25 protein-coding genes and 2 pseudogenes are annotated in these 24,447 nt (G+C 41.0%); 20 read left to right on the top strand and 7 right to left on the bottom strand.

Annotated features, from left to right (window positions below; translation table 11 throughout):
• Positions 1 to 7 precede the first annotated feature (7 nt).
• Together ACETMN_RS27150 and ACETMN_RS27145 are read left to right on the top strand one after the other, a co-directional pair.
• The gene (locus ACETMN_RS27150) at positions 8 to 724 is read left to right on the top strand and encodes a glycosyltransferase (RefSeq protein ID WP_091020904.1); all 717 of its coding nucleotides are present in this window, start codon (positions 8 to 10) and stop codon (positions 722 to 724) included.
• 250 nt (positions 725 to 974) lie between these two features.
• Entirely contained in the window at positions 975 to 1,505 is a 531-nt protein-coding gene (locus ACETMN_RS27145) for a GNAT family N-acetyltransferase (protein WP_105601191.1), read from the top strand.
• A gap of 144 nt (positions 1,506 to 1,649) precedes the next feature.
• Here the strand turns inward: ACETMN_RS27145 and ACETMN_RS27140 are convergent, their stop codons facing one another.
• Together ACETMN_RS27140 and ACETMN_RS27135 are read right to left on the bottom strand one after the other, a co-directional pair.
• Complete coding sequence (locus ACETMN_RS27140; protein ID WP_167483784.1) at positions 1,650 to 1,820, bottom strand: hypothetical protein; 171 nt, start codon at positions 1,818 to 1,820, stop codon at positions 1,650 to 1,652.
• Entirely contained in the window at positions 1,817 to 3,055 is a 1,239-nt protein-coding gene (locus ACETMN_RS27135) for a glycosyltransferase family 4 protein (RefSeq protein WP_105601189.1), read from the bottom strand. The genes ACETMN_RS27140 and ACETMN_RS27135 overlap by 4 nt, the downstream gene beginning before the upstream one ends.
• 186 nt (positions 3,056 to 3,241) lie before the next feature.
• Here ACETMN_RS27135 and ACETMN_RS27130 point away from each other — a divergent pair, with 186 nt between their 5' ends.
• Entirely contained in the window at positions 3,242 to 3,601 is a 360-nt protein-coding gene (locus ACETMN_RS27130; RefSeq protein WP_105601188.1) for a hypothetical protein, read from the top strand.
• 262 nt (positions 3,602 to 3,863) lie between these two features.
• Positions 3,864 to 5,348 (top strand): DHA2 family efflux MFS transporter permease subunit, encoded by a 1,485-nt coding sequence (locus tag ACETMN_RS27125; protein WP_074097021.1) that lies wholly within the window; start codon positions 3,864 to 3,866, stop codon positions 5,346 to 5,348.
• A 64-nt stretch (positions 5,349 to 5,412) separates the two neighbouring features.
• On the opposite strand, the gene ACETMN_RS27120 is transcribed toward ACETMN_RS27125, so the two are convergent.
• The gene (locus tag ACETMN_RS27120; RefSeq protein WP_308737367.1) at positions 5,413 to 6,495 is read right to left on the bottom strand and encodes a glycosyltransferase family 4 protein; all 1,083 of its coding nucleotides are present in this window, start codon (positions 6,493 to 6,495) and stop codon (positions 5,413 to 5,415) included.
• Positions 6,496 to 6,923: 428 nt separating this feature from the next.
• On the opposite strand from ACETMN_RS27120, the gene ACETMN_RS27115 reads away from it, so the two are divergent.
• The 11 genes from ACETMN_RS27115 to ACETMN_RS27065 all read left to right on the top strand — a co-directional run bounded on the left by ACETMN_RS27115 (position 6,924) and on the right by ACETMN_RS27065 (position 19,061).
• Positions 6,924 to 8,060 (top strand): ABC transporter ATP-binding protein, encoded by a 1,137-nt coding sequence (locus ACETMN_RS27115; RefSeq protein ID WP_411736442.1) that lies wholly within the window; start codon positions 6,924 to 6,926, stop codon positions 8,058 to 8,060.
• Positions 8,057 to 8,773 (top strand): ABC transporter permease subunit, encoded by a 717-nt coding sequence (locus ACETMN_RS27110; protein ID WP_017692528.1) that lies wholly within the window; start codon positions 8,057 to 8,059, stop codon positions 8,771 to 8,773. Before ACETMN_RS27115 ends, ACETMN_RS27110 begins: the two co-directional genes overlap by 4 nt.
• A gap of 4 nt (positions 8,774 to 8,777) precedes the next feature.
• Complete coding sequence (locus ACETMN_RS27105; protein WP_411735390.1) at positions 8,778 to 10,172, top strand: GldG family protein; 1,395 nt, start codon at positions 8,778 to 8,780, stop codon at positions 10,170 to 10,172.
• Positions 10,169 to 11,185 carry a DUF4340 domain-containing protein gene (locus tag ACETMN_RS27100; protein WP_411735389.1) on the top strand — a complete coding sequence of 339 codons (1,017 nt, stop codon included), beginning with the start codon at positions 10,169 to 10,171 and terminating at the stop codon, positions 11,183 to 11,185. The genes ACETMN_RS27105 and ACETMN_RS27100 overlap by 4 nt, the downstream gene beginning before the upstream one ends.
• A 35-nt stretch (positions 11,186 to 11,220) precedes the next feature.
• On the top strand, positions 11,221 to 12,387 hold the full coding sequence (locus tag ACETMN_RS27095; RefSeq protein WP_105601181.1) for a YhcN/YlaJ family sporulation lipoprotein: 1,167 nt from the start codon (positions 11,221 to 11,223) through the stop codon (positions 12,385 to 12,387).
• Between the two features lie 243 nt (positions 12,388 to 12,630).
• A complete protein-coding gene (locus tag ACETMN_RS27090) occupies positions 12,631 to 12,855 on the top strand; it encodes a helix-turn-helix domain-containing protein (protein WP_017692532.1) in 225 nt (74 codons plus the stop codon).
• 762 nt (positions 12,856 to 13,617) lie between these two features.
• Positions 13,618 to 15,531, top strand: a complete 1,914-nt coding sequence (locus ACETMN_RS27085) for a hypothetical protein (protein WP_411735388.1) — start codon at positions 13,618 to 13,620, stop codon at positions 15,529 to 15,531.
• A gap of 131 nt (positions 15,532 to 15,662) precedes the next feature.
• Positions 15,663 to 15,923 carry a hypothetical protein gene (locus ACETMN_RS27080; protein WP_210109882.1) on the top strand — a complete coding sequence of 87 codons (261 nt, stop codon included), beginning with the start codon at positions 15,663 to 15,665 and terminating at the stop codon, positions 15,921 to 15,923.
• A gap of 290 nt (positions 15,924 to 16,213) precedes the next feature.
• Positions 16,214 to 16,399 carry a hypothetical protein gene (locus ACETMN_RS27075; protein ID WP_210109883.1) on the top strand — a complete coding sequence of 62 codons (186 nt, stop codon included), beginning with the start codon at positions 16,214 to 16,216 and terminating at the stop codon, positions 16,397 to 16,399.
• A 67-nt stretch (positions 16,400 to 16,466) separates the two neighbouring features.
• Positions 16,467 to 18,200, top strand: coding sequence for a hypothetical protein (locus ACETMN_RS27070; RefSeq protein ID WP_411735387.1), 1,734 nt, complete (start codon positions 16,467 to 16,469; stop codon positions 18,198 to 18,200).
• 552 nt (positions 18,201 to 18,752) lie between these two features.
• Positions 18,753 to 19,061 (top strand): hypothetical protein, encoded by a 309-nt coding sequence (locus ACETMN_RS27065; RefSeq protein WP_411735386.1) that lies wholly within the window; start codon positions 18,753 to 18,755, stop codon positions 19,059 to 19,061.
• A 50-nt stretch (positions 19,062 to 19,111) separates the two neighbouring features.
• On the opposite strand, the gene ACETMN_RS27060 is transcribed toward ACETMN_RS27065, so the two are convergent.
• Both ACETMN_RS27060 and ACETMN_RS27055 read right to left on the bottom strand, forming a co-directional pair.
• Positions 19,112 to 19,558: a hypothetical protein gene (locus ACETMN_RS27060; protein WP_210109885.1), complete on the bottom strand. Its 447-nt coding sequence runs from the start codon at positions 19,556 to 19,558 to the stop codon at positions 19,112 to 19,114.
• A gap of 98 nt (positions 19,559 to 19,656) precedes the next feature.
• The gene (locus tag ACETMN_RS27055; protein ID WP_411735385.1) at positions 19,657 to 20,157 is read right to left on the bottom strand and encodes a stalk domain-containing protein; all 501 of its coding nucleotides are present in this window, start codon (positions 20,155 to 20,157) and stop codon (positions 19,657 to 19,659) included.
• 199 nt (positions 20,158 to 20,356) lie between these two features.
• On the opposite strand from ACETMN_RS27055, the gene ACETMN_RS27050 reads away from it, so the two are divergent.
• From ACETMN_RS27050 to ACETMN_RS27035, 4 genes and pseudogenes are all read left to right on the top strand, one after another.
• Positions 20,357 to 20,872: a hypothetical protein gene (locus tag ACETMN_RS27050; protein WP_411735384.1), complete on the top strand. Its 516-nt coding sequence runs from the start codon at positions 20,357 to 20,359 to the stop codon at positions 20,870 to 20,872.
• On the top strand, positions 20,832 to 21,104 hold the full coding sequence (locus ACETMN_RS27045) for a hypothetical protein (RefSeq protein WP_411735383.1): 273 nt from the start codon (positions 20,832 to 20,834) through the stop codon (positions 21,102 to 21,104). The genes ACETMN_RS27050 and ACETMN_RS27045 overlap by 41 nt, the downstream gene beginning before the upstream one ends.
• A 337-nt stretch (positions 21,105 to 21,441) precedes the next feature.
• Positions 21,442 to 22,387: pseudogene (locus tag ACETMN_RS27040) on the top strand (transposase); the annotation flags it as partial.
• 290 nt (positions 22,388 to 22,677) lie between these two features.
• Positions 22,678 to 22,770, top strand: a pseudogene (locus tag ACETMN_RS27035) (DNA-binding response regulator); the annotation flags it as partial.
• 200 nt (positions 22,771 to 22,970) lie between these two features.
• Here ACETMN_RS27035 and ACETMN_RS27030 read toward each other — a convergent pair.
• A complete protein-coding gene (locus ACETMN_RS27030) occupies positions 22,971 to 23,360 on the bottom strand; it encodes an aspartyl protease family protein (protein WP_210109888.1) in 390 nt (129 codons plus the stop codon).
• Positions 23,357 to 23,617 carry a hypothetical protein gene (locus ACETMN_RS27025; protein ID WP_047841220.1) on the bottom strand — a complete coding sequence of 87 codons (261 nt, stop codon included), beginning with the start codon at positions 23,615 to 23,617 and terminating at the stop codon, positions 23,357 to 23,359. Before ACETMN_RS27025 ends, ACETMN_RS27030 begins: the two co-directional genes overlap by 4 nt.
• A 169-nt stretch (positions 23,618 to 23,786) precedes the next feature.
• Between ACETMN_RS27025 and ACETMN_RS27020 the strand changes: the two genes are divergently transcribed.
• Positions 23,787 to 24,326: a DUF4303 domain-containing protein gene (locus ACETMN_RS27020; RefSeq protein WP_210109889.1), complete on the top strand. Its 540-nt coding sequence runs from the start codon at positions 23,787 to 23,789 to the stop codon at positions 24,324 to 24,326.
• Positions 24,327 to 24,447: the final 121 nt, after the last annotated feature.

The following is a 24,447-nucleotide window of genomic DNA, read 5'->3' as shown; positions in this document are numbered from 1 at the left end:
GGCCCGAATGGAGCCAAAAGTATCGATCGTCATTCCTTTTTATAATTGTGCTTATATCGAGCAGGCTGTTCACAGTGCCATTCACCAGACGTATCCGCATATCGAGGTCATCGTAGTGGATGATGGGTCAACCGAGCATGTGGAGCGGCTAGAGCCATTCATGGATTCTATCCGCTATATTCACAAAGAAAACGGTGGAACCGCGACCGCATTAAATGAGGGCATCAAACATGCAACAGGGGATTACTTTGTCTGGCTCAGCTCAGATGATGTGATGCTGCTGGATCGGGTGGAGAAACAACTGAAGTTTATGCGTGAGGTCAAGGCTTCATTCTGCCATGGTGCCTACCATTATGTGAATGAGAAGAGTGAATGGTTGGATACGGTACAGCCGGAAGTGGGAAGTCGTCTGGAGATGTTGCAGGTACTACTGGAAGGTTGTCCGATCAACGGCTGTACTGTCATGTTAGAGATGGAAGCATTTGAGCGGTTTGGACTGTTCGACACTGATTTTCGCTACACCCATGACTATGAAATGTGGATGAGGCTGTTTCCGATGTATGAGCTGTTCTACTACAATGAACCTCTGATGTGTTACCGATTGCATGAGTCAATGGGGACCAAACGCCATTTCAAGGCACTGGTTGCCGAGATGGAAAAAGTTCAAGAGAAGCATAGACCTATTTTGCTCAATTTGCTTCAGGTTGGCGGGTACTGGAAGTAAATGTTTTTGGTAAAAATGGCTGATTGGAATAGATGTTAAATGGACAGGAGAGCACCCTTATGAAACACTTTTTAAGTGTTATAAGTGGTAAGCTCTTTTTTTGCTCTATGGACAGATTCGTGGACAGAAAGGGTGAACGATTGCTGAAGTCTCTGTATAATGAAATGATTCATACACGGAAGGGACTGGACTATGCGCAGATATCAATATCTTAAACCCAACTATTAATAAACTAATGGAGGTAAGAGTATTGATTACAGAGTTACACACAGAACGGTTATATTTGCGAAAAATGGACGTAGCGGATTCGGCCAGTTTGTTTAAGATTTGGTCTGATCCAGATGTAACTAGATTTATGAATATCACTCATTTTACGGATGAAAATCAAGCTATAGCCATGATTAATCTTCTGGATGATCTTTCTCAGGAAAATAAGGCCATTCGGTTCTCTATCCTTGCGCAAGAGTCCAACGAAATCATAGGTTCATGTGGTTATAATTCACTGGATTTTGACAATCTTAAAGCAGAAATCGGGTATGACATTGCCAGATCACACTGGGGGAAAGGATATGCTGCGGAAGCGATCTCTTCTTTATTAGCTCATGCATTCTCGACTATGAAGCTGAATCGAATCGAAGCAAAGGTTGATCCCGGTAATGTGAATTCGATCAAGCTATTACAAAAGCTCAATTTCACATGCGAAGGCACCCTCAGAGCATACGAGAGGGTAGGCGAAACGTTCAGTGATCTGAATATGTATTCCAAGTTGGCGACAGATTAGAGAGATCTGTAATAGCGTGTTCTCGGTCCGTTAGAACACATTTGAAGCGAACAAGGGGTGTCCTCAGTCATTCATATGACAGATGGGACACCCCTTGTTTGATATTTCGGCATGTTATATAAAGACGGCATATCATTGGACAACTCAATCTTTTGAATTCATGATCGCCATGGATGCAGGATCGGGAAATACATATCCTTTAGGCAGCTTCTTCATCAATTCGTTCATTACAGCGTAATCCACGTCGATGTGAGGTGTGGAAACTGGAGTCGAAAACCAGCGATTGTACAGATCACTCGGTACAAGTAACGTCATATCGTATGTCCTCCTCTGTAGATGGCTTCTTGGTAGACTTGAAATGTACGCAATCCCATCACTTCCAGTGAACGATGTTGTTCAGCCCAGGCTTTCGCCGCCGCACCCACTGTTCTCCGGGTAAGATTATCCTCAAGTAGTGCATCCAACAGTTCACGGAGTGAGTCGACATCCTGCGGAGGAACAACCCATCCCGTACGTCCAGGTTCAACCATTTCAGGCATGCCGGCTGTACCACTGACGATAACAGGTACACCCGCCAGTTGCGCTTCGGTAACGGAGAACGGCTGGGTGTCCTGTAGACTGGGCTGGACATAGATATCTGCATGGCGCAGGAAGGAAGGAATATTGTCCAGCTTGCCCCAGAACACAACATCGGTTCCAATCCCCGTTGAAGAGGCCTGTGACCGCAATTCATCGGTTAGATTGCCTTCTCCTGCGATCCAGCAGACCCAATCGGAACGTTTATTTTTCAGACTGGCTAAGGCCTTGATTAACACATGAACGCCCTTGATGTATTCAAGTCGTCCGGTAAAGGCAATGACTTTCTTGCCCGCAGGTGGTCGCTGGCGGAACTTCACAGCTGCTGAGGCACGGTAGGCTGGGAGATCTACAGCATAGGGAATCTGTCTGAACTTTGATTCAGGAACGGCAAGTTCTGTAAGCGTACTCTTGATCCAGTGGCTTGACACGAGAATGAGCTCGGACTGTGTTGCACTTCGCTCTTCCAATGAGAGAAAATAACGTCCACGCTTGGATTGCAAATATGAAGGGAGAGTAAGCTGTGGGTTGGAATTTTGTGCATCGTAAAAGGCTTCGCGTGCAAGAGCGCCATGATAGCTTGTAACCAGTGGGATATTGCGGTTCAAGATGCGTTTTATGGCTACGGCAGCTACTGGATCTTGCGCATGAATAACGTCGTAGTGGTCCACACCCAGATAAGCGGCTGCCATCTCGAAGGCATATCTATTCAGTTCATAATAAGCGAGAAGAGGATCGGCAGTGAATTGTGGTAGATCAGTCGGATTGAGTTTGGCTTGCAGCATGGGCCACACCTTATCCTTGGAGAAAGCGCGGTTCAGATTACGAACATATACTTCGTTATTGGCGCCATTTGTGCCCATGATATCAACCTCTACACCAAGTGCGATCAGCCTGTCGGCCAGTTGTTTAACATATGTCCATATGCCTCCCATATGTGTAAGCTCCCAATACGTAACGAGCAGAACTTTCATAGCTACCTCCTTGTCACGGCCTGCACCGGCCGAGCTTCTATCCTTTTATTCTATGAAAAAAGAGGACCGGAAGGTCGGGCATTTCCGTGCAATTGGTCGAAAATGGGTGAATGCAAATGGCAATGGACGAGAGGAAGCATATCCTATGTACAGGAAGGTTCATGTGCTCCGAAGGAGGGATCTACAGTGGCGGTATATTTACTTGAGATTCATGAGAATCTGTTACAGACATTTGTTCCCGTCAAGTACATGGATGTGGAGTTGGCCTATGTGGGCGGCGAGGAAGGGACGGATGTATTTGTTGGTGGAGCCAGCATGCACGGAGAACTGTACCGACACCTTTTTCACCTAACGTCAAATTCGGGGGGAGCGGGCGGTAATCAGGTCATTCATAATCTGGATGTGTCATCCGAGCCTTATGAACTGAGGATCATCAGCAACAGTTCTTCACCAAATCATCTGGTTATTCGAATATATTGCAGAAGTATTCACGGTCAGACATTGGGCATACTGTCAGAATATCAGATGATGAAGCTTGCAGATTGATATGGACATCATTGCATAATCATGATTAACCAACGTGTGGAGCAGGGAAGGTGCCTGTTCCATTTTTTTGTGGTGCATCCATAGAGAATTATCTGAAAAAATAGCTTGACAGCAAAGGTATTTTCATTAGAATTAGATCAGTATTAAACGAAAGTTTAAAACGACGATTTAAAACAATAGTTTGAAATTGGTCGTCAATATAGGCCGAGTGAGACGCATCGCTAAACCTGCGATCTCCTGGCTGGAAAAGAGTGTGGAGAACGTGAAAGAACAAACAGCAGTATCCCAGGAGCCCGCAGAGTTTTCAATCAAAACGATTATACTGCCACTCCTGGCTATTATCGTCGGTATGATCATGGTTATATTGGACAGCACGGTGGTGAACGTGGCCATTCCGAATCTGGTTCAATATTTCGAGACCGACCTGAAGACCATTCAATGGACGGTTACGGGTTACACCTTGGCTTTGTCTGCAGTTATTCCACTGGCAGGCTGGTTAACGGACCGTTTTGGTGCCAAAAGAGTATTTCTGTTCACGATTGCCATGTTTACCTTGGGTTCTGTATTATGCTCGATCGCTCAATCACCTGAGCAATTGATCATTTACCGTATCATTCAAGGCCTTGGTGGAGGCATGGTTGCTCCTATTGGTATGGCCATGGTCTTTCGTCTGGCTCCTCCTGAGCGAAGAGGTTCCATCATGGGGATGCTGGGAATTCCGATGCTGCTTGCCCCTGCATTGGGTCCGGTGTTGTCCGGGTGGTTTATTGAATCACTGAGCTGGCACTGGATCTTCCTGATTAACTTGCCAATAGGTATTGCAGCTTTCATTCTATGTATCAAATTTTTGCCTGATACAGATCGTGGACGCACACCTGCACTGGATCTGCTCGGCATGATTCTGGCGCCAATTGCGTTCTCGATGCTCGCTTACGGTGTGAGTGAGGGCGGAACGAGCTGGACGTCTGCAACAACTTTGACGGGTGTCATTGTGGGTGGTGTAGCGCTCATTTTGTTCATTATTGTGGAGCTTCGTCATCAAAATCCTTTGCTTGAACTCCGGGTATTCAAATCATCTGATTTCTCACGGGGAATTATTCTTGCATGGGTGTCACAAGTGGCGCTGTTCGGTGCGATGATCCTGATCCCGCTTTATTTGCAGCAGATCAAAGGATACACTGCACTGGAAACAGGATTGATTCTACTGCCACAGGCGTTGGCTTCCGGAGTAGGTATGCCGCTTGGTGGTCGGTTGTTTGATAAAATCGGTGCTAGACCTTTGGCCTTCGTGGGTCTGGGTATTATCTCGGGAGCATTGTTTATTCTGTCCTCCATTACGGCAGAGACAGGTCTTGGCCTGATTATAACAGCTCTGGTCATGATGGGTCTGGGTATGGGCCTGTCCATGATGCCGCTCAATACGCATGTATTAAATGCTGCACCGCGTAAGTTGGTTGGACGGGTGACACCGCTCACGGCTGCTGCACAGCAAGTGGTCGTGTCCTTTGCGGTTGCAGGGCTTACAGGCTTCCTTACTTCAAGAATCGCAGACAATACAACGAGTACAGAGCCGACCGCTATCGTTCATGGTTTGGTGGCTGGTTTCAATGATACGTTCTTCCTGGCCGCTTGCATTGCATTGTTCGGATGTTTGCTCAGTCTGATTCTGCGCAAACCTAAGCCGATGCCGGAAGAAGAACTTCAAAATGGCGACAAGCCTGATCCCGCGATGATGATGGGACACTAAGACTTTTAATAAAAACAGAGTAAGGCAGTTCAGAGAATCTTGCTGAACTGCCTTTTTGTTATGCTCAATGGAAAATTCGCAGTGCTGTCATCATTTCACGGAAAGAAATGGCATATCGATCGGGTGAGAAAGACAAGCTCATATGCTGTCTGCCCTGAATGCGAATATATTCCCGCAGTTTCTTGTTCTTCATGAGGTCTCTTGCTTCGGCTACGGCCGCCTTTACATCTCCAATTGGATAAAACTTTCCAGTCTTATTATGTGTGATAAATGAGCGCACTCCATCTGAATCTGTGCTGAGCACAGGGCAGCCACAGCTAATGGCTTCAGCGACGGCATAACCGAATCCTTCAAGCAGGGAAGTGGATAACATGATGCCCCCTGAAGCGGCAATCATGGAATAATATGCAGGCATCTGAGAATGAGGAACATTGATGAAGATCCCAATCCGATCCTCAAGCCCGTATTCTGCCAGCATGTGCCGGAACATGACCTCATCTTCTGGATTAGCCAAAGTTGGATCGTGGAATAACCATAGTCTGGCTTCCGGATTTTTTTTGACGATTTCACTCGATATGATTAAATATTCACGCCAGTTTTTATTGTGTTCAAGTCTTCCTACCCAAGCCAGCACCGGATAGGGTGGGGTATCCACCAAGATTGGTGCGAAGGTGTCGGTATCCAGCATATTGGGAATAACAAACCGATGAAGCCAAGGACAGATATGAATGAACATATCTAGCAGGTGGTCTGTGGGAGGTATAACGGCAGCATCACAATGGGCTTGAAGGTAAGGGACACCCATCTGTATCGTTTCCAGAGCCTGATCGCGTGTTCCAAGTCCCTGCGCTTCAAAAATAATTCGTCCGGTAAAACCAAGTCCTCTCAAGCGGCCGGGCATAGCGATGTCTGAAGTGGCAATGATGGCATCATAATGATGAGTATGAATGATATGATGGATATCCTCGTCACTGGACGCGGTGAAAATGGGCGTATCACTGTTGTTCTGCAATCCCGAGCCTGTGTTGAGATACAATAGGTGCGCTTCAATGCCATGGCGTTTCAGAACAGCGGTGCGCAGTCGATTTAACGTATCCACGCCACCGCTCGGAACATAAAACGTGAATAATACTTTCACACGATTCACCCTCTGACTTTTGGTCAGGAGCACATTCTCCTGTACTCTATGTTACGTTGGCTTTAAGCGCAGGGTGTGGGTGTTGACCAGAATGTTCACATTTTGGACAAATATTTTTAAGCTGTCTTTTAAGTGTCATTAAGCTGAGGCTAGGATACCTCACGTAAGATACAAGGAACTTCCCGTGTCTATCATCTATTACATAAGTTCAACGTAACATTTACACGATAACGGAGAGGGCAGAAATAACTTGAAGAAGCGAAGCGTTCACCTTTATCAGCGGATTTTTCCTTCTGAAATGAAGGAATCAAAAAAATCTGGGGATAACAGTGATCGGAAGGTTATTCTGCCATCGGAGTGCAAGTGTAAATATTTTCAGTTGAATTTATATAACGAACGATGGTGCACGGGTATTTTAACGGGAAAGGATGAATGATGTGCTCGAAGTGAAACAGGTCAGCAAAGTTTACGAAGGGCAACGCGGCGTACATCAACTGGATTTCACCATGGAACGTGGTGAGATTGTTGGCTTTCTCGGACCCAATGGTGCCGGAAAAACAACAACGATGCGTATGATTACAGGCTATGTGCATCCAACCGCGGGTTCCATTATGGTGGATGGGGTATCGGTGCATGAACAGGGCCAGCGTGTTCGTTCCAAGATTGGGTATCTGCCTGAAACGCCGCCACTGTATCCGGATATGACGGTGCAGTCCTATCTTAAATTCGTAGCCAATTTGCGAGATGTCCCGGCACGTGAGGTTAAGCTGCGGGTCAGTGAGATGGTTAGCAGACTGGGACTTCAGGGTCGGGAAAGACAAATGGTACGTGGGTTATCCAAAGGATACAAACAACGCCTTGGGCTGGCAGGAGCCATTATTCACAAGCCAGATCTGCTGGTTCTGGATGAGCCAACATCGGGGCTTGATCCAAATCAGATTATCGAGATCCGGGATTTAATACGAGAACTGGGGGAGAACCATACGGTGCTGCTCAGTACGCATATTTTGCCTGAAGTGAGCACACTCTGTAATCGAATGTTGATCATCAATCAGGGGCAGCTCGTGCTGGATGGTTCACCTCAGCATTTCGGATCAGCAATGGGGGATCAATTCAAGGTGTCGATTGAAGTGAAGGCCACTGCGGAGCAATTACATAATGTGCTGACACCATGGGAGAAGGTGCGGAGTGAAGTCATTCAAGCGTCGGATGCGAATACCGCCAAAGATACTGCACTTAATTCAGATTCAGCAGAAACGGTTAAAATGCTGCTTACTGGAGAAAACTCGGAAGATTTCCGGGAGGAGCTGTTCTACCTTTTGTCAGGTGCAGGATTACCGATACTGGAGATGAAGAAGGAGAACCTGAGTCTGGAGCAAATCTTCCTGAAGCTGACCACAACCGAGGCAACAGACACAGACGCAAATTCGGCAGATGTGGATAAGGTTACTGGGGCAGAGATAGATCAGGAGGACGTAACTTCGGACAACGACCTGTCGAGTATATCGGGAACATCAACGAGTACATCAACGGATGCTTCGTCCCATTCCAGCAAAAGGGAGGACTCCAAATGAGACGAATGATGGCGGTATGCAACAAAGAGCTGCAAGCTTATTTTCTGTCACCAACGTCCTATTTTGCTTTTGCCGTATATGTACTGATGACCAGTCTGCTGTTCTATTCAAGCTTTGTATATTACCAGCCGAGTATTGTCGATTACCGTCTCGTGTTGGGCGATACGTTGTCCATGCTGCTGTTTGTTGTGCCATTGTTAACGATGCGACTGGTTGCAGAGGAATTCAGACAGGGAACAGATGAATTGTTGCTGACTTCTCCTGCACGTGTAACAGAAATTATTTTTGGCAAATATCTTGCTTCTCTGGCCATTCTGGTTGTGCTCATCCTGTGTAGTCTGGTATACCCATTCATCATGTCGTTCTATGGGACATTGGATATGACGACGGTATGGATGTCTGCGCTGGGGTTATTTTTCCTGGGCGGAAGCATGATGGCGATTGGACTGTTCGCATCTACATTATCCCAACATCAGATGGTGTCTGCGGTGGCGGGTTTTATTATTTTGCTCGTTTTGTGGATGCTTGATTCATTCGCAGGTAATACAGGTTCTGCTTTGCAACAGTGGCTGGACCCGTTTGCCCTGACTAACCGGTTCGACAGCTTCATGAAAGGTGTACTTAGTGGGCCGGATATCTTGTATTATGTCACCCTTTCGGGTGTGTTTCTGCTGTTAAGCATTCAAATTGTGGAACGGAAGCGGTGGAGGTGAGAAGATGAAAAAATGGTTAAGTCATACCAACAGTACCGTGTTGTCCGTAGCGGTGATTGGCATCTTTATTTTGCTAACACTGTTCCTGAATTCACTTGGCGGCTTCCAGCTGGATCTGACCTCGAACAAACAATACACGTTATCTGACCAGTCCCTTACTGCGATCAAAAATGTGAAGGATGACGTCAACATTCTGGTGTTAACCGTCGAAAATGCCAATAACACCGTCCTGAACCGTGAGGTCACGGATATGGTCGAGGAATACACGAAACGTAACAGCAAGTTGAAAATAAAACAATATAATCTGACGCAGGAACCTGCGCTTGCATCCAAATATGGCATAACAGGCAGCTCCATTGTGCTGGAGCAGGGAGATCAACACAAAGTGATTGATATCGCCAGTTTGTTCACCGCGACAGGTGACGGAAATGACGGATCATATCAGTTCACAGGTGAGGAAAAACTTACGCAGGCGCTCATGAATATGTCATCCACGGAGATGCACAAAATGGTCTTTTTGACTGGACATGAAGAGCTGAGTCTCGCTCAGATGACTACGCTGCAATCCTCCTTGGAACAAAATAATGTGCAGACGGAAGAGTTGCAGCTGAATCAAGCAGGGAAGGTTCCGGAAGATGCAGATGTACTCGCCATTATTGGCCCACAACGTGATCTCAGTGATACCGAAATGAAAGCCATTCGCACATATCTGAGTAATGGAGGCAAGCTGTTATTATCCCTCGGATTTGTGGAAGATATGAAATCCAGTTGGAAAAACATCGATGCCCTCATGGCTGACTATGGCGTCGTTGATGAGCATGCGGTCATGGTGGATAATCAGCAAGCCAGTACGATGGGCCCACTCTGGGTGGTGCCGGAGTACGGTACACATGCAATTACGGACAAACTCGCTGAGAGCCAATTGTATCCGATGTTGTCGTTGTCGATTGCGTTGACCAGCAAAGAACAGGATAAATATACCCTTTCACCGTTAATGCATTCTTCGAATGAAAGTTATGGGGAGACAAATATCGGCGGCTTATTGCAGAATGAAACAACCAATGATGCCGAAGAGGACATTCAGGGACCCGTTGAATTAGGATATGCAGCCGATACGACGGATGGCAAACCGAAGGCGGTTATTATGGGCTCGTCCATTTTCATGCAGGATTCGGAAATTGCGAATGGTGGCAATCGTGACTTTATTTTGAATACGGTAAACTATTTGAGTGAGAAAGAAAATGGATTGACGATTCGCCCAAGGGTACAAGCCGGGTATGAGATGGCATACCTGAATGGCGAACAGGCCAGAACGATTTTCTTCGTGGCTATTGTAGCATTCCCACTCCTCTTTGTTATCATTGGTGTACTCTTATGGTGGAGGCGCAGACGAGTATGAGAAAATGGGTTCCAACAATTCTGGTGGTCATCGTACTGATTGTAGGATGGGTGTACGCGGCCAGTCAAAATTATTTTCGAGAAGAAGAAGCGGCGCAAGCCAAGTTGCTCGGTATTCAATCCGGGGATATCCAATCTATTACAATACATGACACAACGGAGGAGACAGCCGGTACAGCAGCAACTTCGACCCTGACGCTTGAAAATGGTGTATGGCAGATGGTTGAGCCAAAAGCCTATCCTCTGAACGGTTACAGTGTTAACAGTTGGTTAGATGCTCTGAGTGGTGCGAATCAGGAACTAGTGGTGGAAGAAGCGCCAACGGATCTGAATAAGTATGGATTAGGAACAGATGCTACACGTATGGATATCAAACTCAAAGATAATCGGGAGATCAAATTGACTATTGGTGGCCAGCTTCCAGCAGATGACGCACGATATGTGCGCGTAGATGAGGGTCCCGTGGTTGCCGTACAGACAGAGGCGATTACCAACATAGCTTTGTCTCGTCGTGATTTGTTGGATACTACACCATTCAACATGGATGAGACAAATGTTGGATCTCTGGAGTGGGAAGGTGAAGCAGCTACCTGGATGTTAACATCAACATCGGAGAACGATGCGGCAGAGCAGGCCTGGACACTGAATGGAAAAACGATTGATTCCACAGACGCCATATCCCTTATCGGTAAAATCAAAAACCTGTCAACAGCAGATGATGTGCGCAAAGCTTCCGAGCTGAAAGGTACTGTTCCACGATTCACCCTGTCTGTTGAACAGACGGTAAATGGCCAACAAGTTCGAGATGTGTATCGGGGGCTTACGGTACCATCCAAACCGGATCAGATTTGGGTCATTACGCCGGATGGTCGATGGGCATATGGCATGGATGCGACAAGTCTAACGGAAGCAGAGAAATTCCCGGATACAATTAAAGCATCCACAACTTCTTCGAAAGAGTCGTCGAGTTCTGCACATGACGCAACAACTTCCTCATCAACAGACGGGAAATGAGCGGGGCGGAAGATAAGTGATATTATTGTGTCGAGATGCAAGTATTATTTGGAGGCAGTGCTGTGAACGCAGCACTGTTTTTTATTTTATATAGCGAAGAAACACCTGAATCTACAGGGAAAGGTACCATATCCTTTCAGCATATCGGTACGTACAGAAGCGCATCCTATCTTTGTGACCAAAACCAACATACATTGGAGGATGAGTACATGCCAGCAGTCAAAAAGGCAACAGCTATTACGTTATCATTATCTACTGCAATCTTTGTAATGGCCGGTTTGACAGGTTGTGGCACGAATCGGGACACCAACAATATGCATACGCAAAGTGTTCGTCAGCAAGCCAACGGCATTAACCGTTATGGTGTGGAAACAAATGGAATGGATGGCATCCGTGCGAAAAGTTATCGCATGCATAATGTGACTGACCTGAAATCCAGTGAAGAGCTGGCAAAACGTATCACGGAGATGAAGGAAGTTAAATCCGCCCGTGTCATGTTAACGGATCGTAATGCTTATGTGGCGGTTCGTTTGGCAGATGGTCATGCAGGCAAGTTGGAAAGCAAGTCCAATGGTCGTACGAGCATGCTGTCTGGAACAATGCGTAATCATGCCAGTGATACCATGCGTGGGGGCAACATGAATCACGATATGGGTGGTATGCGTGTGAATGGTGGTACGGGCACAATGTCTCCGTACAGCACTAGCGGAATTGCTCCAGGACTGAACACGAATTCAGCAACGGATCGCAGCCATATGGGGAATGACCGCAGCATCTATGGAACCATGGGCACAGGCGCCGTTGGTATGATGCGTGGTCTGACAAACAGCGGCAAAGCACGTGGGACGGACGATGGGCATTATGGTATGAAAAGTGAAGGACAACGTGTAGATAGCACGGACGATAACACATCAGCTGAGATTAAGGGTAAGATTTCAGCCAAAATCAAACAGTTTGCACCAAACATCGAGAATGTATATGTATCAGCCAATCCGGAATTTGTGGAGCATGTCGAGAACTATGCCACAGATATTCGTAATGGTAAGCCAGTCAGTGGCATGATCGATACGTTCCAATCGATGGTGGAGCGCATTTTCCCAACGAACGGTACAGGTATGAATCACCGCGATGGTATCCTTGACGATGGCCTGATGAACCGTAATCACAATGATGGCGGCATGATGAACCGAATGAATCGGTAGTTTTTTAAGACATGAACAAGTGTGCCTTTGCGCAGATGGTAACATCCGCTGCAGAGGCATGTTTGTTTTACATGATCGAATACATAGACAATTGCATACGTTCTCTTTGGACAATGAATCACATGTTTACTGCCCATTTTTCTTATAAAACTGAACCAACGCCCTTGACCTGACATAAGATGAGTTGACTGTATCCCCTTAACCTTGTTACACCAACACAACCCGAGCAAGGAGGGGTGAACATTGAAGGGTATCGATCATAAAAGCAAATTTTTGTTGACCCACCGTGAACGCGAAGTATTCGAATTACTGGTTCAAGACAAAACAACGCGTGACATCGCAGGGCAGTTATTCATCAGCGAGAAAACGGTGCGTAACCATATTTCGAATGTGATGCAGAAACTCAATGTTAAGGGTCGTTCGCAGGCAGTTGTCGAGCTGATCAAGCTTGGAGAACTGAAGATTTAGTTGCGAATTACAGTTAGGATTAAGTAGCAGCATGAAAGCCTTTCTCTATTCTTTGTCATGAAGAATGGGGAAAGGCTTTTATGTGGTTGTTCATTTTCAAAAGTTGTATTTTTGAAATCCTTCATAGTCAGATTCAGGGGGAAAATAAAATTACTCTTGAGTTTAAATAACCAGCCAGATTTGTATCTCTTCTGTATAGTAGAGCATCTCCAGTAACCCTTGGATATACAGTAATAAAAAAAATGGGAGTCGTAATCTTATGTTTCTATCTTATTTCTTGAGAAAATTCTTTTGCCATAGCTATCTTACTTTTATTTTTTATACAATTCACGAGTAAGTGTGACTTATATACATATGCCATACTCTCTCAATCGGCACAAACAATTTTGAACCTGTAATGCTACAGTGATAACCATCCAAAATCAGAATACGAATGACACATAGCACGATGAACGTTTTTTATATTCTACTAATATTGAATTAATTTGGTTTTTAATTCTCTGTAAAAAACAATATCTATAATCGTGCCTGCATTGTAAAGTTTCAGACCAAGTTTACAATGTTGGATGTATTTAATCTCTTGGATTGATTAACGATAACAATATTCTTAAAATAAACATAAAATTACGAATCTGCTTATACTCAAAAAGTGGTACACTTTTATAGAGAATAATAAAGAAATTTAAAGAAAGATGAAATTTCTTATATTGCACAACTTAGATAGTGAGAATTATAAAACTAAGATAGTGGAGGAAAATAATTATGTTTATGTATGAAGCAGAAGAACTTAAATCTGCAGAGATCCTCAATAACCTAATTCTTGATACATACCAGAATTATAATTTGGATGAAGTGTTGAAGATTATAAAAATGACAGGATTTTGTGTAGACTATTTTGGTTCGGGGAAACCAAAAAATGAAAAACTGTATGATAAAGCAATAAAAACATTAGATAGTTTAATATTGGATATTGATGATGTCAAAAAGCTTAGAGCGTTTCAGTCAGAAGTCACGATCCTAAACAGTTTATACAAAAAGTTGAATGATGAATATGTCATTCCAATTGAACAGCAAATTCCTAATGATATACATGTAGCTGCATATTTGATTGGACTAGAGTTATTTTTATCTAATGATATTAATCTATTAAAGTATAAATCGGAACTAAATAATAATAGAGCTGATTATTTTGAGAATGTAGCTGAATCTGCAGGGAACGTTTTACAGTATCTTTTGAAGTATAAAAAATTTTCATTGGAAAATTCTGAATTAAAAATTGATTTTGAAATGACGAAGCTCGCATTCTCTCATGTAAGAAGTTCTGGCAATAGAGAAATTCTTGATATGTTACGTGAAGCTTGGAGTTACTTTGAGGTAGATATTAAACAGGAAGATATTATCGAAGCAACTTCGAAGAGTGACAAGACAATGGGAAAGCAAATTTCTCATATGAAATTTTTAGATGTGCGTAATGCTAAGCAGGCTAGACATGGTTATACACAGATGCAAATGTTCGGAAATAATTCAACAATTTCAAAAACGCGAAAACTCCCGCCAAATGGATTTATTTCTTATAATGAACGAATGACTTGTGATTTTATAGAAGAATATTTCTCTACGAGAAATTTATCATTGAAGTTCCTAGATATATCCATTGCTGAATTTGTTAGAGCCTATAGCATTGTTGCTGTTGAATGCGAAAGATATTTAAAAAAGCGAAAATTAAAATCAAGGTATACCGACATTTCCATAAGTGATGTTTGCGTATCGAAAACAAAGAGAAAATGGATTTATTTATTCGTCGAATGGGGACTGTCACACAAGAATGCTGAGAAAATTTTTGATGTATTGATATTTGACAATAATTCAAAGGATTTGTTTGACTGCCCTCTAATAAAGGTTGGAGAAGAATATATTGTTCTTCCTTCCATAGCTTCAGTTACAGATCCCTCTCGTGCGTTGCTATCCAATTTAAAAAGCAAAAAAGTTGAGATAAATGTAAAGGGAGAGCTATTTGAAGAGCAAGTTAGAACAACTATTCAAAGAGCTGGTATACAATTTATCCACTTAGAAAAAAAAGATTATGAATGCGATGTTGTATTCACCTTGGATAATGATCTTTTTTTTGTTGAAGCCAAGCACTTGAACGATCCGACTTCATATCGGGAGTATATAAGAAACTTAGACGAAATACACGATGCAGTAAATCAATTGAATAGAATTGTAGATTATTATGAATTAGAAGAAAATTTGGAGGCAATAAAGAATAAACTTGGTATTAATTCTGTAAACAATGTTTTTAGAATAGTCGTTACAAATACAGCACAAGGTGAAAAATTAAAAATTAATGGAGTTTATGCGATTGATGATATAGGATTTTCAGGATATATGTTAAGAAGACCTCCACGCAAACATTTAATGCATAAAGAAGCTGTACATTCAACTCAGGTTTTTAAAGAATTTTATGAAGGGGTTCCAAACTCCAAGCAGTTAATAAACTTTTTAGAGGAAAACCCGTTTATTGAGCATTATAAGAGAAGGATTGAATATGTCACTTACGATTACACTGAACAACTTGGATTAAAATTCATCGATTTTGGAGTGAAAGTGAACACGATTGTTAACGTTGATAAGTTGACGCAAAGTGAACTAAAAGAACTTAATGAATTATTTTGATAGTAAATAACTCAACTTTCGCACCTAGAAAAATGGCTTAAACCATTGAGTGCGTAAGAAGAATTCAATAAAATTCACTCGTATTGACAAAAACACCTTGCTTGTTTGGTATCATGGAAGTACGACCACCCATGCCAAAAAGAAAAGTGTGTAACCCTATATTACAACAACATTCCCAGTCTGAACAGTCTCGTTTTTCTAAACTTTTTGCTACACTTCACATCGGAAAAGCCTTGCGGAATGCAGGCATTTCCAAATCATTTGCTCTTTCCAGCTTAGCCATTTTTCAAATCGTGTTTTTTTGGTTTTCCAAGGAAAGTACTGGTTTCGCCTTCTGGAAAGTGACCGCGGATCCGACCTGCCAGGAAAAGATGTTGTCTATCGATTCTTGAATTAATCTTCCTTTGCCTGGCGCCGATTTTTGCAGACATTAAGTCTTCAGATTGTACGCTATTTCGAATCGCTCACTTGGTCGCAACGCGTGCGTATAGTGTATTTATCGTTGACGATTCGGTGCTTAGTCGAAACCGGAGTAAAAAAGCAGAGCTATTGGCACGAGTATTTGACCATGCCGCAGGCAAATACATCAAACAACAAAATTAAAAGAATTCACAAAAGACATGCTATTAATTAAATGGTTTCTATGAAAGAGTAGTTTCATAAAATCTATGGAGGTGTTGGAGTGAGCATTGGAGCCTTTATATTAGCAATTTTATCTTCATCTTTCCTTGCTGCCGTTGCTACTGGATATGTAAATAATAGAATTAACAACAAGAACGTGTCATTAAAGTACATAACCGAAGAGAGGGCCATATGGAGGAAGAACATTAAAGAAACAATGTCGAAGTTGTATGCCATTACTCCATAAACAATCAGAGGAAGCCAAGGCGTTTTCGTGCTTTGCCTATTATTATAAGGAATGGGAGTGAAATAAATTGCTTCAAATCAGCTCAGGAAAGTTTTTTAATGACAGTGAACTACATATTACGAAGAGAACTGTTGTGCTTTACTCTAATTTAAGACACCATTCAATCATTGAAACTAAAGTTGGTAGACTGGAGCCTGCTTTTACAGGTGCTAACGATCAAGTACAAGTATATTTGTTTACCTATGAAAACAGAATACCAAAGGGCGGAGTCTTGGTTGCTGTCGGTGATGAGGAAATAGTTGATCAATTTATCTTCTACTGCAGCATTAAATTTAAATCTATTTTCACAAGAGACCCAGATGTAATAAAGAAATACTGCAATAACTCTCCAAAGGACGACTCCTTAAGCAACAGTCCTCTTTCATTGATTTCTCATTTTTTCAATACAGAAAATAATATAAGTGTGGTGTCAGTTGAAGATTTTATTTTGTCGACTGAGAAATTGATTGGTTTACCTCGTGAAATCTATTCTGGTGTAATGGCATGTTATCGAAATATATACCATTCATTGTTGCATTTAAATACAAATGTAGATCTTGCATATTCACAACTAGTATACTGTCTAGAATCCTTATCACAAAATTTCGATGGTTTTGTCCCAACTTGGGATGATTATGATCAAAATATTAGATTAAAATTAGATGTTTTACTTACATCAGTTGGTAACGAAGAATTATCTGAAGAAATTCGAAATATTTTGGTTAAATCGGCAAACTTAAAGAGTCAGGCGAGGTTTATCAATTTTATTCTTCAGAATACAAATGACAGTTTTTTTCAGTCAGAAGCTTCCGAATCAAAATACGCTATCAAAAAACTTGATTTAAAAGTCGCTCTAGGTAATACCTATGGTCAGCGTTCTAGTTTTGTTCATGCGTTAAAGTCTATGAAAAAAGAAGCCAAAATGCCAACAGTGACATCAGGCGAGGTTTTTCTTGAAGATTCAAATCCATTTTTAACATACAGGGGCCTAATGAGATTGACTTTACACGTTTTGACTAACGTTGTTAATGCTCAGCCACTTTTAGAAAAAGAGGAATATAATTGGCATGATGAATTACCAGGTGTGGTGAAAATGAACTTATCTCCCCAGTATTGGCTAGGCAAAACTACGAACTTTAAGCCTGAACATGCCACAAAAAAGCTAGAAGGATTCGTCATTGCTTTTACATCCATGCTACAAAACAAGGAAAAAGTTTTGAAGTTCGATTTGCGTCCACTACTGGAACTATATGAAAATTTGCTTCCGAATTCGAAAGAATTTGACAAGCTAAACATGTATGCTCTTTATGTATTCTATCATGAATTGGTTGCCGAGGATTTGAAGCTTCCCAATTACTTAGCAACGATTGACAAGTATAAGGATTTATTAGCTAAATGTTCTATTGAGGCAATGCTACTAGAACTTTTCTTTGAGGATTTGAGTGGAAATTGGGACGCAAACACAAGAGAACTTACTTTTAAGCAGTATAAAAAGCTGAGTTACAAAATCAAAAAAATATCGTTGCCGAATTCGATTGAAGTAACCATAATCCTTGCAATAGCAAATGAATTTCTGAAAGAAAATAATGAATATAAATTTAAAGAATTGATAAATGTTGCACTCAATCAACTTTCTGGATCGATAAAACTACAAGAAAAATTATCAGAATATTTACACAAGGATTGTGAATTTATATCTTTGGATTTTATATTGATGCCAGAAGATAATGACGCAGAATTAAACATCGAATATAATATTTAGCGCAAAAGACAATTTTTGATAAAATGTAGATTTCAAATATAGACAACAATAAAACCCACCAATTAAATGGCGGGTTTTTTGTTGTATTCAAATAGCAACAGAACATTATCACTAAACTCCGAAAGGCAGGCGCAAAGTCATACAAAAGAGAACCAAATGGAGCACATTACTATATGTATTTAAAGTTTGACTAGGATTCATTGAAATCTGGAAAAGAACGTGTAGTCAGTAAGGAGCAAAGACGGGCTACTAGTCTATACTTTAAGAAGATGAATCAAATACATAATTCACTTAGAAAATTGGAAGGAAGATTTTTAATCAAAAACAAGTATGAAATCTTAGCAGATGATAGAGTGGTTATATTTATGGAAACAAGAAAAGGTGAGAAATTCGAAACATACATATCGTTAGATGATTTCCAAAAGGTAAATTCGTATGATGTTAAGTGGTATGTTGCTTGGCACAAGAACAACATTATGCAAGAGCCTCACTGTATTTAGGAAGACGAGATGAAAAGCGATATCATGTAAATTGCTTTATTTACATAAATTAGTGCACGACAGTGAGATTAGTAAAGATATTATTGATCACATAGACAATAATACTCTGAACAATATTAAATCAAATTTAAGAAAAACTAGCAGCGAAGAAAATTCAAAAAATAGAAGTGGTAGAAACTCAAATAATAAATCAGGATACAGGAATGTTTGTTGGAATAAATCCTACAAGATGTGGGTTGTTCAGTTACAAATAGAAGGAAAGAACAAGATATTGGGCGCATTCGATGATGTTCACGAGGCGGGAAGATATGCCGAGAAGATGAGACAGGTGTACTATGAAGATTTTAAAGGGAGAGGCTAAATCTCGAATAATTGAACAACTCATTTATCACTATAGAAAATTAGACGGCATTATGCCGTCTGTTGTTCTACTTTAACAAAATGATTGAACAGTAATTCCCTATTTTTCATATTATAAATGTATACATTCGAAAATTTTTCAAACCATAATTCTTTAGTGTTAAGTGAACTTAGACTGAGACTTAGAAATTCAGACAATCTTCCCTCATCAAGTTCAACTGAGTATGAAGTACCCTTAAAGTTTAATGAGATTGAAACTAATTTTGTAGATGGCAAAAACCGTAGTGCAAATGCGCTATTGCTAATCATTATTTTTTGTATAGTATTCTTGGTAAAGAAGTCATTATAATCGGCTTCACTTACATTTGATTCGGGGTTGTGTTCTTTATAATCATTAAAATCAGAATAATACTCAATTATGAGTTCATTTTCGTTTTTAGTGAATATCTTTATGAATGTTTTTCCTGTCATGTAACTGATAAATTCTTTCTCGTCCATGTAAACCACACCTCCAAATGTTTATCTTCCAAATTATAACACCAATGCGGCATCATATAAAAGACAAGTTTTAAAGAGACAGGGTGGAGAGATCCACCCTAAAGTTCTACCATAGTGTTATCGAACTCATCCCACGCATAGACATCTCCCGTATATATATCTACAAGAAAATCACCATATGGAATTATATTGTTTGGAGTCTCCTGAAACGCTCGAAATAAATAAAACTTGCCCTCCATAATACCATCATTCATGAACTTAAGGTCATATTCATCAGCTTCTTCCTTTGCCTTTTCGTAGAGCAATGTGATAGCTTTCTCTAAGCTAACCATTGCAACTCCTTGTTCTCCAATATAAAGATTGCCCTCTTTTAACGAAACCTTCTCACCAATAGCATTACTCATAGCTCTAACTGGTACATATGTAGTGTTTTTGTACGTTATTGCATCCGTTGTGGACTTCTTACTTCCATCTACATAAAGACTGACTTTCTGGATTACTGCTTTAATTGGTGTTCCGCTTGCTGCAAAAGCTGTTGCTCCTGTAATTGTTGATCCAATTAGAATACCAATGACCAAACCCTTTAACTTGTCCTTCATCGTAATTCTCCTCTGTTATGTGAAATAGATTGCTTATTGTATTATATAACTTTCTTAAGTCTGCGGACTACATAAATTTCCAGTTGCATGAATAGCGCATGAATTAAACAGGGTACTTACTTAAATAAATTGCTTATTATATGAGTTTGAAATGACAATATAAGAAATAAAGAATTTCTTAAGAGAGGAAATGTTTAAAATGGTTTATTTGACACCTGATATTTATGTTATCAAAAGAATGAGAAAATTGATTGACGAAGCAATGGATAAAAACACAGCTATTAAAGAATTTGACTTAATTGAAATAATTGCAAAAGAAATGAGGGATGGGGTATCCAAAATTGATACCTTAGAATCAGTGTTAATAGATGTTATAGATGATTTGTCTTTTGGTTTATCAAAGTTGAAGTCAATTAAAAATATGCACAAGAGAATATCTTTAGCAGCTTTCAAGGAGTGGGAAGAGTTTGAACCAGCTAGATGTAGAATTTTAGTTGGTCAAATTTTGAAACGATATAAGGATCAAGTAAAGAATGGAACATATAAGTACATAATACGATCAAATCTGAATCTAACACTGCGCCAGGTGACATCTCTAGATGAGCGAGCGTATTTGTATGACCTTGAGCATTACCTTCCAGATTATTTTGATGAGAAATCAACTTTAGAGATGCATGAACGTCAAGTGGAAAATTTTCTGGAAATATATAAGTGATAATCCATGTTATGTTGTAGTTGATTTAGACATTACGATTGACGAAATTTACTATACAGTTTCTGACGAGATAATAAAGGTAAATAAAATACTTGCCGCTGCCTATTATGGTGAGGCGATTGATGAGAACGGTAAATTCATTGGAACAACGATAGCATGTGTAGAAGGAGAAATTCTTTCTGAGGAGGAAGTAGAAGTAAAAACTAATAACAATATAAATGCGAACCTATAGTGTACTAGGACGAATAAGTCGGCCTTTCATAAGGACTGTGGTACTTTAATAAGAAAGTTGAGCATCTTTTAGGAGGGACGACTAGATGAGGTTTTTTAGCAGAGTATTTCTCTCAGTTCTTGCAGGCGCAATGATTATGTGGGGAATAATGAGTGTAATTTTAAAAATCGAAAACAATTCTTTTTTATCGTTTGCCAGTATATATTCGCTTATATTATCAATGGTTGTTTTAGCTTACAGTCTACGCGAAAGATTTAAGAACATGGTAACCCTTATTACCCTATGCTTGTTCTCTGCATTAGCAATAGTCTGCCCAGTGATAATTTGTATAGGTTTAGTTACTCCGAGATGGAGTGAAACCATGGGCATGCTCACGCTCGGTTGGTCGGATGGTTTTAGCTTTGCACCGCTCGATTTTGTGATGCTGTCTTCCGCCAAACTGTCGAATCTTCTTTGCGAAATGACTTCCCAACTCTCGAAGCGTAGCCATGGATACAAACGCCGAATGGAGTCTTTTTCACGTAAGCCTGAATGCGGTTGTAGACTTGCTTAATCGGACTTTAAAAGCTGGCTTCACGGCGGATTACGTGCTCATGGACAGCTGGTTTACGCAAGCTCCATTACTTCGGGAGCTTACAGATCGAGGTCTGCCTGTGATCGGAATGATCAAGGAAATGAAGCAACGATATCTCGTACAGGGACAGCGAATGACGCTGAGTGACGTGTTTCAAAGCCTGCCCAAGTCGAGTACAAATGACATCAAAGGTTCTGTGGTTGTGCATACTTCATTCAATCTGCCCGTGAAACTTGTATTTGTGCGGAACCGAAATAAAAGACGGGAATGGCTTGCCATTTTAAGCACAGACGTCACGCTGGATTCGGCTGAAATAGTACGAATCTACGGCATGCGTTGGAGTATTGAGACCTTTTTTAAAGTCACAAAGAGCTATTTGAAACTGGGAACCGAATTTCAAGGACGTTCCTTTGACGGGCTAATTAGCCATACGACGGTTGTATTTAGCCGTTATTTGGCGATGGATTATGAACGGCGTGAAACCAGTGATGACCGTACACTGGGAGGACTCTTTTTTCTCTTTGCCAATGAGGTTCGCGATCTGGACTACCAGTCTGCGCTTCAGCAACTCATGAGTTTCTTTCTCGAAATGTCTCAGGCGAAAACCAAAAAGACCAAGGCATCTGTTTTTTGTCAACTACAAGAATGGATCTCTGGTTTACCCAGTTATATCAAGGGTTTGTTTGGAAATTTGAGCTGCGAAAGTTGAGTTAATTAATAAAGGACTCTTCTCCGAATTTATCGGATTTAATGATTTTTATGATTTATTATTTCAAGAAGAAAATTTTTATAATCAAAAGTTTAACTTAGAGTGGTTTCCATACCTTAATGAAAATGAGATTAAGAAACTACTCAGCAACTCAATTAACAAAGAAATTTTAAGAAAAAAATTCGTAAAATCACTTGTGGAAGATGAACTTGAAACTAAGATCAAACAGTTTTATTTGGACTATTTTGAGTTATGAAGTATTTAAAAGTGATGCATCCCGACGTACTTCAAACCACATCTCCAATGTGATGCAGAAACTCAATGTTAAGGGTCGTTGGCAGGCAGTTGTCGAGCTGATTAAGCTTGGAGAGCTGAAGATTTAGTTGCGAATTGCAGTTAGGATGAAGTAGCAGCATGAAAGCCTTTCTCTATTCTTTGTGATGAAGAATGGGGCAAGGCTTTTTGCTGCTAATTTTACAGTTTATTAAAATCAGATCATTCGTTGTTACGGCATGAAGTCATTCATCTAATACAAAAATAAGCCATGTAATGACAACCATCCGAAAGGTTATCATTACATAGCTTATTCTGAAAACTGAACATTCATTAATTCAAAGTCGACTTTGCATGAGGCTCTCATCATAAAATCAATGCCAATAATTCCGTCAAAGCCATAAGGCTCCTGAATTGAACCAAGTTGAATTGGAAAATCAGTTAAAGCAATATGTTCAATATAAAGATTGGGAATATGTTGTTCATAGCAAATTTCGCTCGTTCCACCTACCCCATACATTCGCTTAGCTCGTCCATTAATAAAATCAAGCTGTATACCTACTGCAGCTAATGCTTCGGTATCAAATACAGTTGCTGCACAGCCGGTATCAAATAAAATATTATGCAAAATGATAGATTGTTCATTATGTCTTATGGTCAAGGATACGATAGGTAAGCCTTGCTGTAGTTGTAATTTCATGTTCGTTGCCGCACTCCTGAGAAAAATTCCTCTACTACCTCAACATCGTTTCTGCTCGTATGAAATACGTATAACTCGCGTGTCGGATGGAGCTTGTGAAGTTCTTTATAACCGCTCCAAGCTTCTTGAGGATTATCATAGTTTTGAATAACAGCGATATCCTCTAGTTGACGTACATGGTTGCTGGAGCTTGCCTTGATTGCTTCCACAAGTACAAAACGATCTGGGTGTAATTCAGTGATCTCTTCCCATTTCATCAGCATCACCTCGCTTGGATAGTCGTGTTTTTATTATAGCATAGTTATTTAAGGATGTAGGAAGTAAGCGCGTTAATTGTAATTATGTGGTACCTTGTAGTTATTGAGAGACTTTATAGTACCAACCAAATGAATCTTAACTTACTTTAACAATGAAAGGACGAGCTAAATGGACCGTTTCTTAAGTGAATTTGCAAAACAATTTAGAGCGGGTTTTCTACCCGATCTGGAACAGACGCTGGCTAAGGTGCAACATGAGAAAGTATATGCTTGTGCATTTGGAACGGACAGTGATTGGGTAACGCTGTTTATGGCGGTGAATACCGAGGAATCCCTGGCAGCGCACATTTCGAGAATGAAAGAGCAAGGGCTGTGCGACAGTGAGGAGGACGAGATCTATTACCGATGGGGCTGCTCCGAATATCAGTATGGCGAGGATACGCACTTTAACCATATCAGCCGATTGTTGTATGCAACTGAGGAAGTTCAGGCGTATAAGGATGAGATCATTCGAATCATCGCCAAAGTTGTGAATGAGACAGCGGATGACGTTTTTGCTCGATATGGACAAACCAAAGCAGACATTACGTTCTTCGTTTCTCTCACAGATGACGATCTGGCGGAGGAGATTGAGAATCAATCGGTTCATCAAATGACTGTACCCGGCTTAGTCAGCAAGTTCCTAAAACGATATGATGACATGAATTAGAACGAGTTAACTTAACTTGAGATTTGAGTTAAATGGAAATTGAATGAAAACGAATTGAATTTTAATACCGCGAAAGTCTTTCCTATTTCTTTATCTAAAGAAGGGAAGAGGCTTTTTTGTT

This window comes from Paenibacillus sp. M2 (assembly GCF_046713495.1).
GTDB classification, from domain to species: Bacteria; Bacillota; Bacilli; order Paenibacillales; family Paenibacillaceae; genus Paenibacillus; species Paenibacillus amylolyticus_B.
This window is presented reverse-complemented; position numbering and strand designations above follow the sequence as displayed.

What these genes read in the sequence shown, in the direction of transcription:
- ACETMN_RS27050 (WP_411735384.1), top strand. Translation starts at nt 20,357, where the DNA reads ATGGTTTATTTGACACCTGATATTTATGTTATCAAAAGAATGAGAAAA.
- ACETMN_RS27025 (WP_047841220.1), bottom strand. Translation starts at nt 23,617, where the DNA reads ATGAAATGGGAAGAGATCACTGAATTACACCCAGATCGTTTTGTACTT.
- ACETMN_RS27020 (WP_210109889.1), top strand. Translation starts at nt 23,787, where the DNA reads ATGGACCGTTTCTTAAGTGAATTTGCAAAACAATTTAGAGCGGGTTTT.
- ACETMN_RS27105 (WP_411735390.1), top strand. Translation starts at nt 8,778, where the DNA reads ATGAAAAAATGGTTAAGTCATACCAACAGTACCGTGTTGTCCGTAGCG.
- ACETMN_RS27150 (WP_091020904.1), top strand. Translation starts at nt 8, where the DNA reads ATGGAGCCAAAAGTATCGATCGTCATTCCTTTTTATAATTGTGCTTAT.
- ACETMN_RS27030 (WP_210109888.1), bottom strand. Translation starts at nt 23,360, where the DNA reads ATGAAATTACAACTACAGCAAGGCTTACCTATCGTATCCTTGACCATA.
- ACETMN_RS27080 (WP_210109882.1), top strand. Translation starts at nt 15,663, where the DNA reads ATGCCAAAAAGAAAAGTGTGTAACCCTATATTACAACAACATTCCCAG.
- ACETMN_RS27085 (WP_411735388.1), top strand. Translation starts at nt 13,618, where the DNA reads ATGTTTATGTATGAAGCAGAAGAACTTAAATCTGCAGAGATCCTCAAT.
- ACETMN_RS27110 (WP_017692528.1), top strand. Translation starts at nt 8,057, where the DNA reads ATGAGACGAATGATGGCGGTATGCAACAAAGAGCTGCAAGCTTATTTT.
- ACETMN_RS27100 (WP_411735389.1), top strand. Translation starts at nt 10,169, where the DNA reads ATGAGAAAATGGGTTCCAACAATTCTGGTGGTCATCGTACTGATTGTA.
- ACETMN_RS27055 (WP_411735385.1), bottom strand. Translation starts at nt 20,157, where the DNA reads ATGAAGGACAAGTTAAAGGGTTTGGTCATTGGTATTCTAATTGGATCA.
- ACETMN_RS27060 (WP_210109885.1), bottom strand. Translation starts at nt 19,558, where the DNA reads ATGGACGAGAAAGAATTTATCAGTTACATGACAGGAAAAACATTCATA.
- ACETMN_RS27135 (WP_105601189.1), bottom strand. Translation starts at nt 3,055, where the DNA reads ATGAAAGTTCTGCTCGTTACGTATTGGGAGCTTACACATATGGGAGGC.
- ACETMN_RS27095 (WP_105601181.1), top strand. Translation starts at nt 11,221, where the DNA reads ATGCAAGTATTATTTGGAGGCAGTGCTGTGAACGCAGCACTGTTTTTT.
- ACETMN_RS27045 (WP_411735383.1), top strand. Translation starts at nt 20,832, where the DNA reads ATGAACGTCAAGTGGAAAATTTTCTGGAAATATATAAGTGATAATCCA.
- ACETMN_RS27140 (WP_167483784.1), bottom strand. Translation starts at nt 1,820, where the DNA reads ATGACGTTACTTGTACCGAGTGATCTGTACAATCGCTGGTTTTCGACT.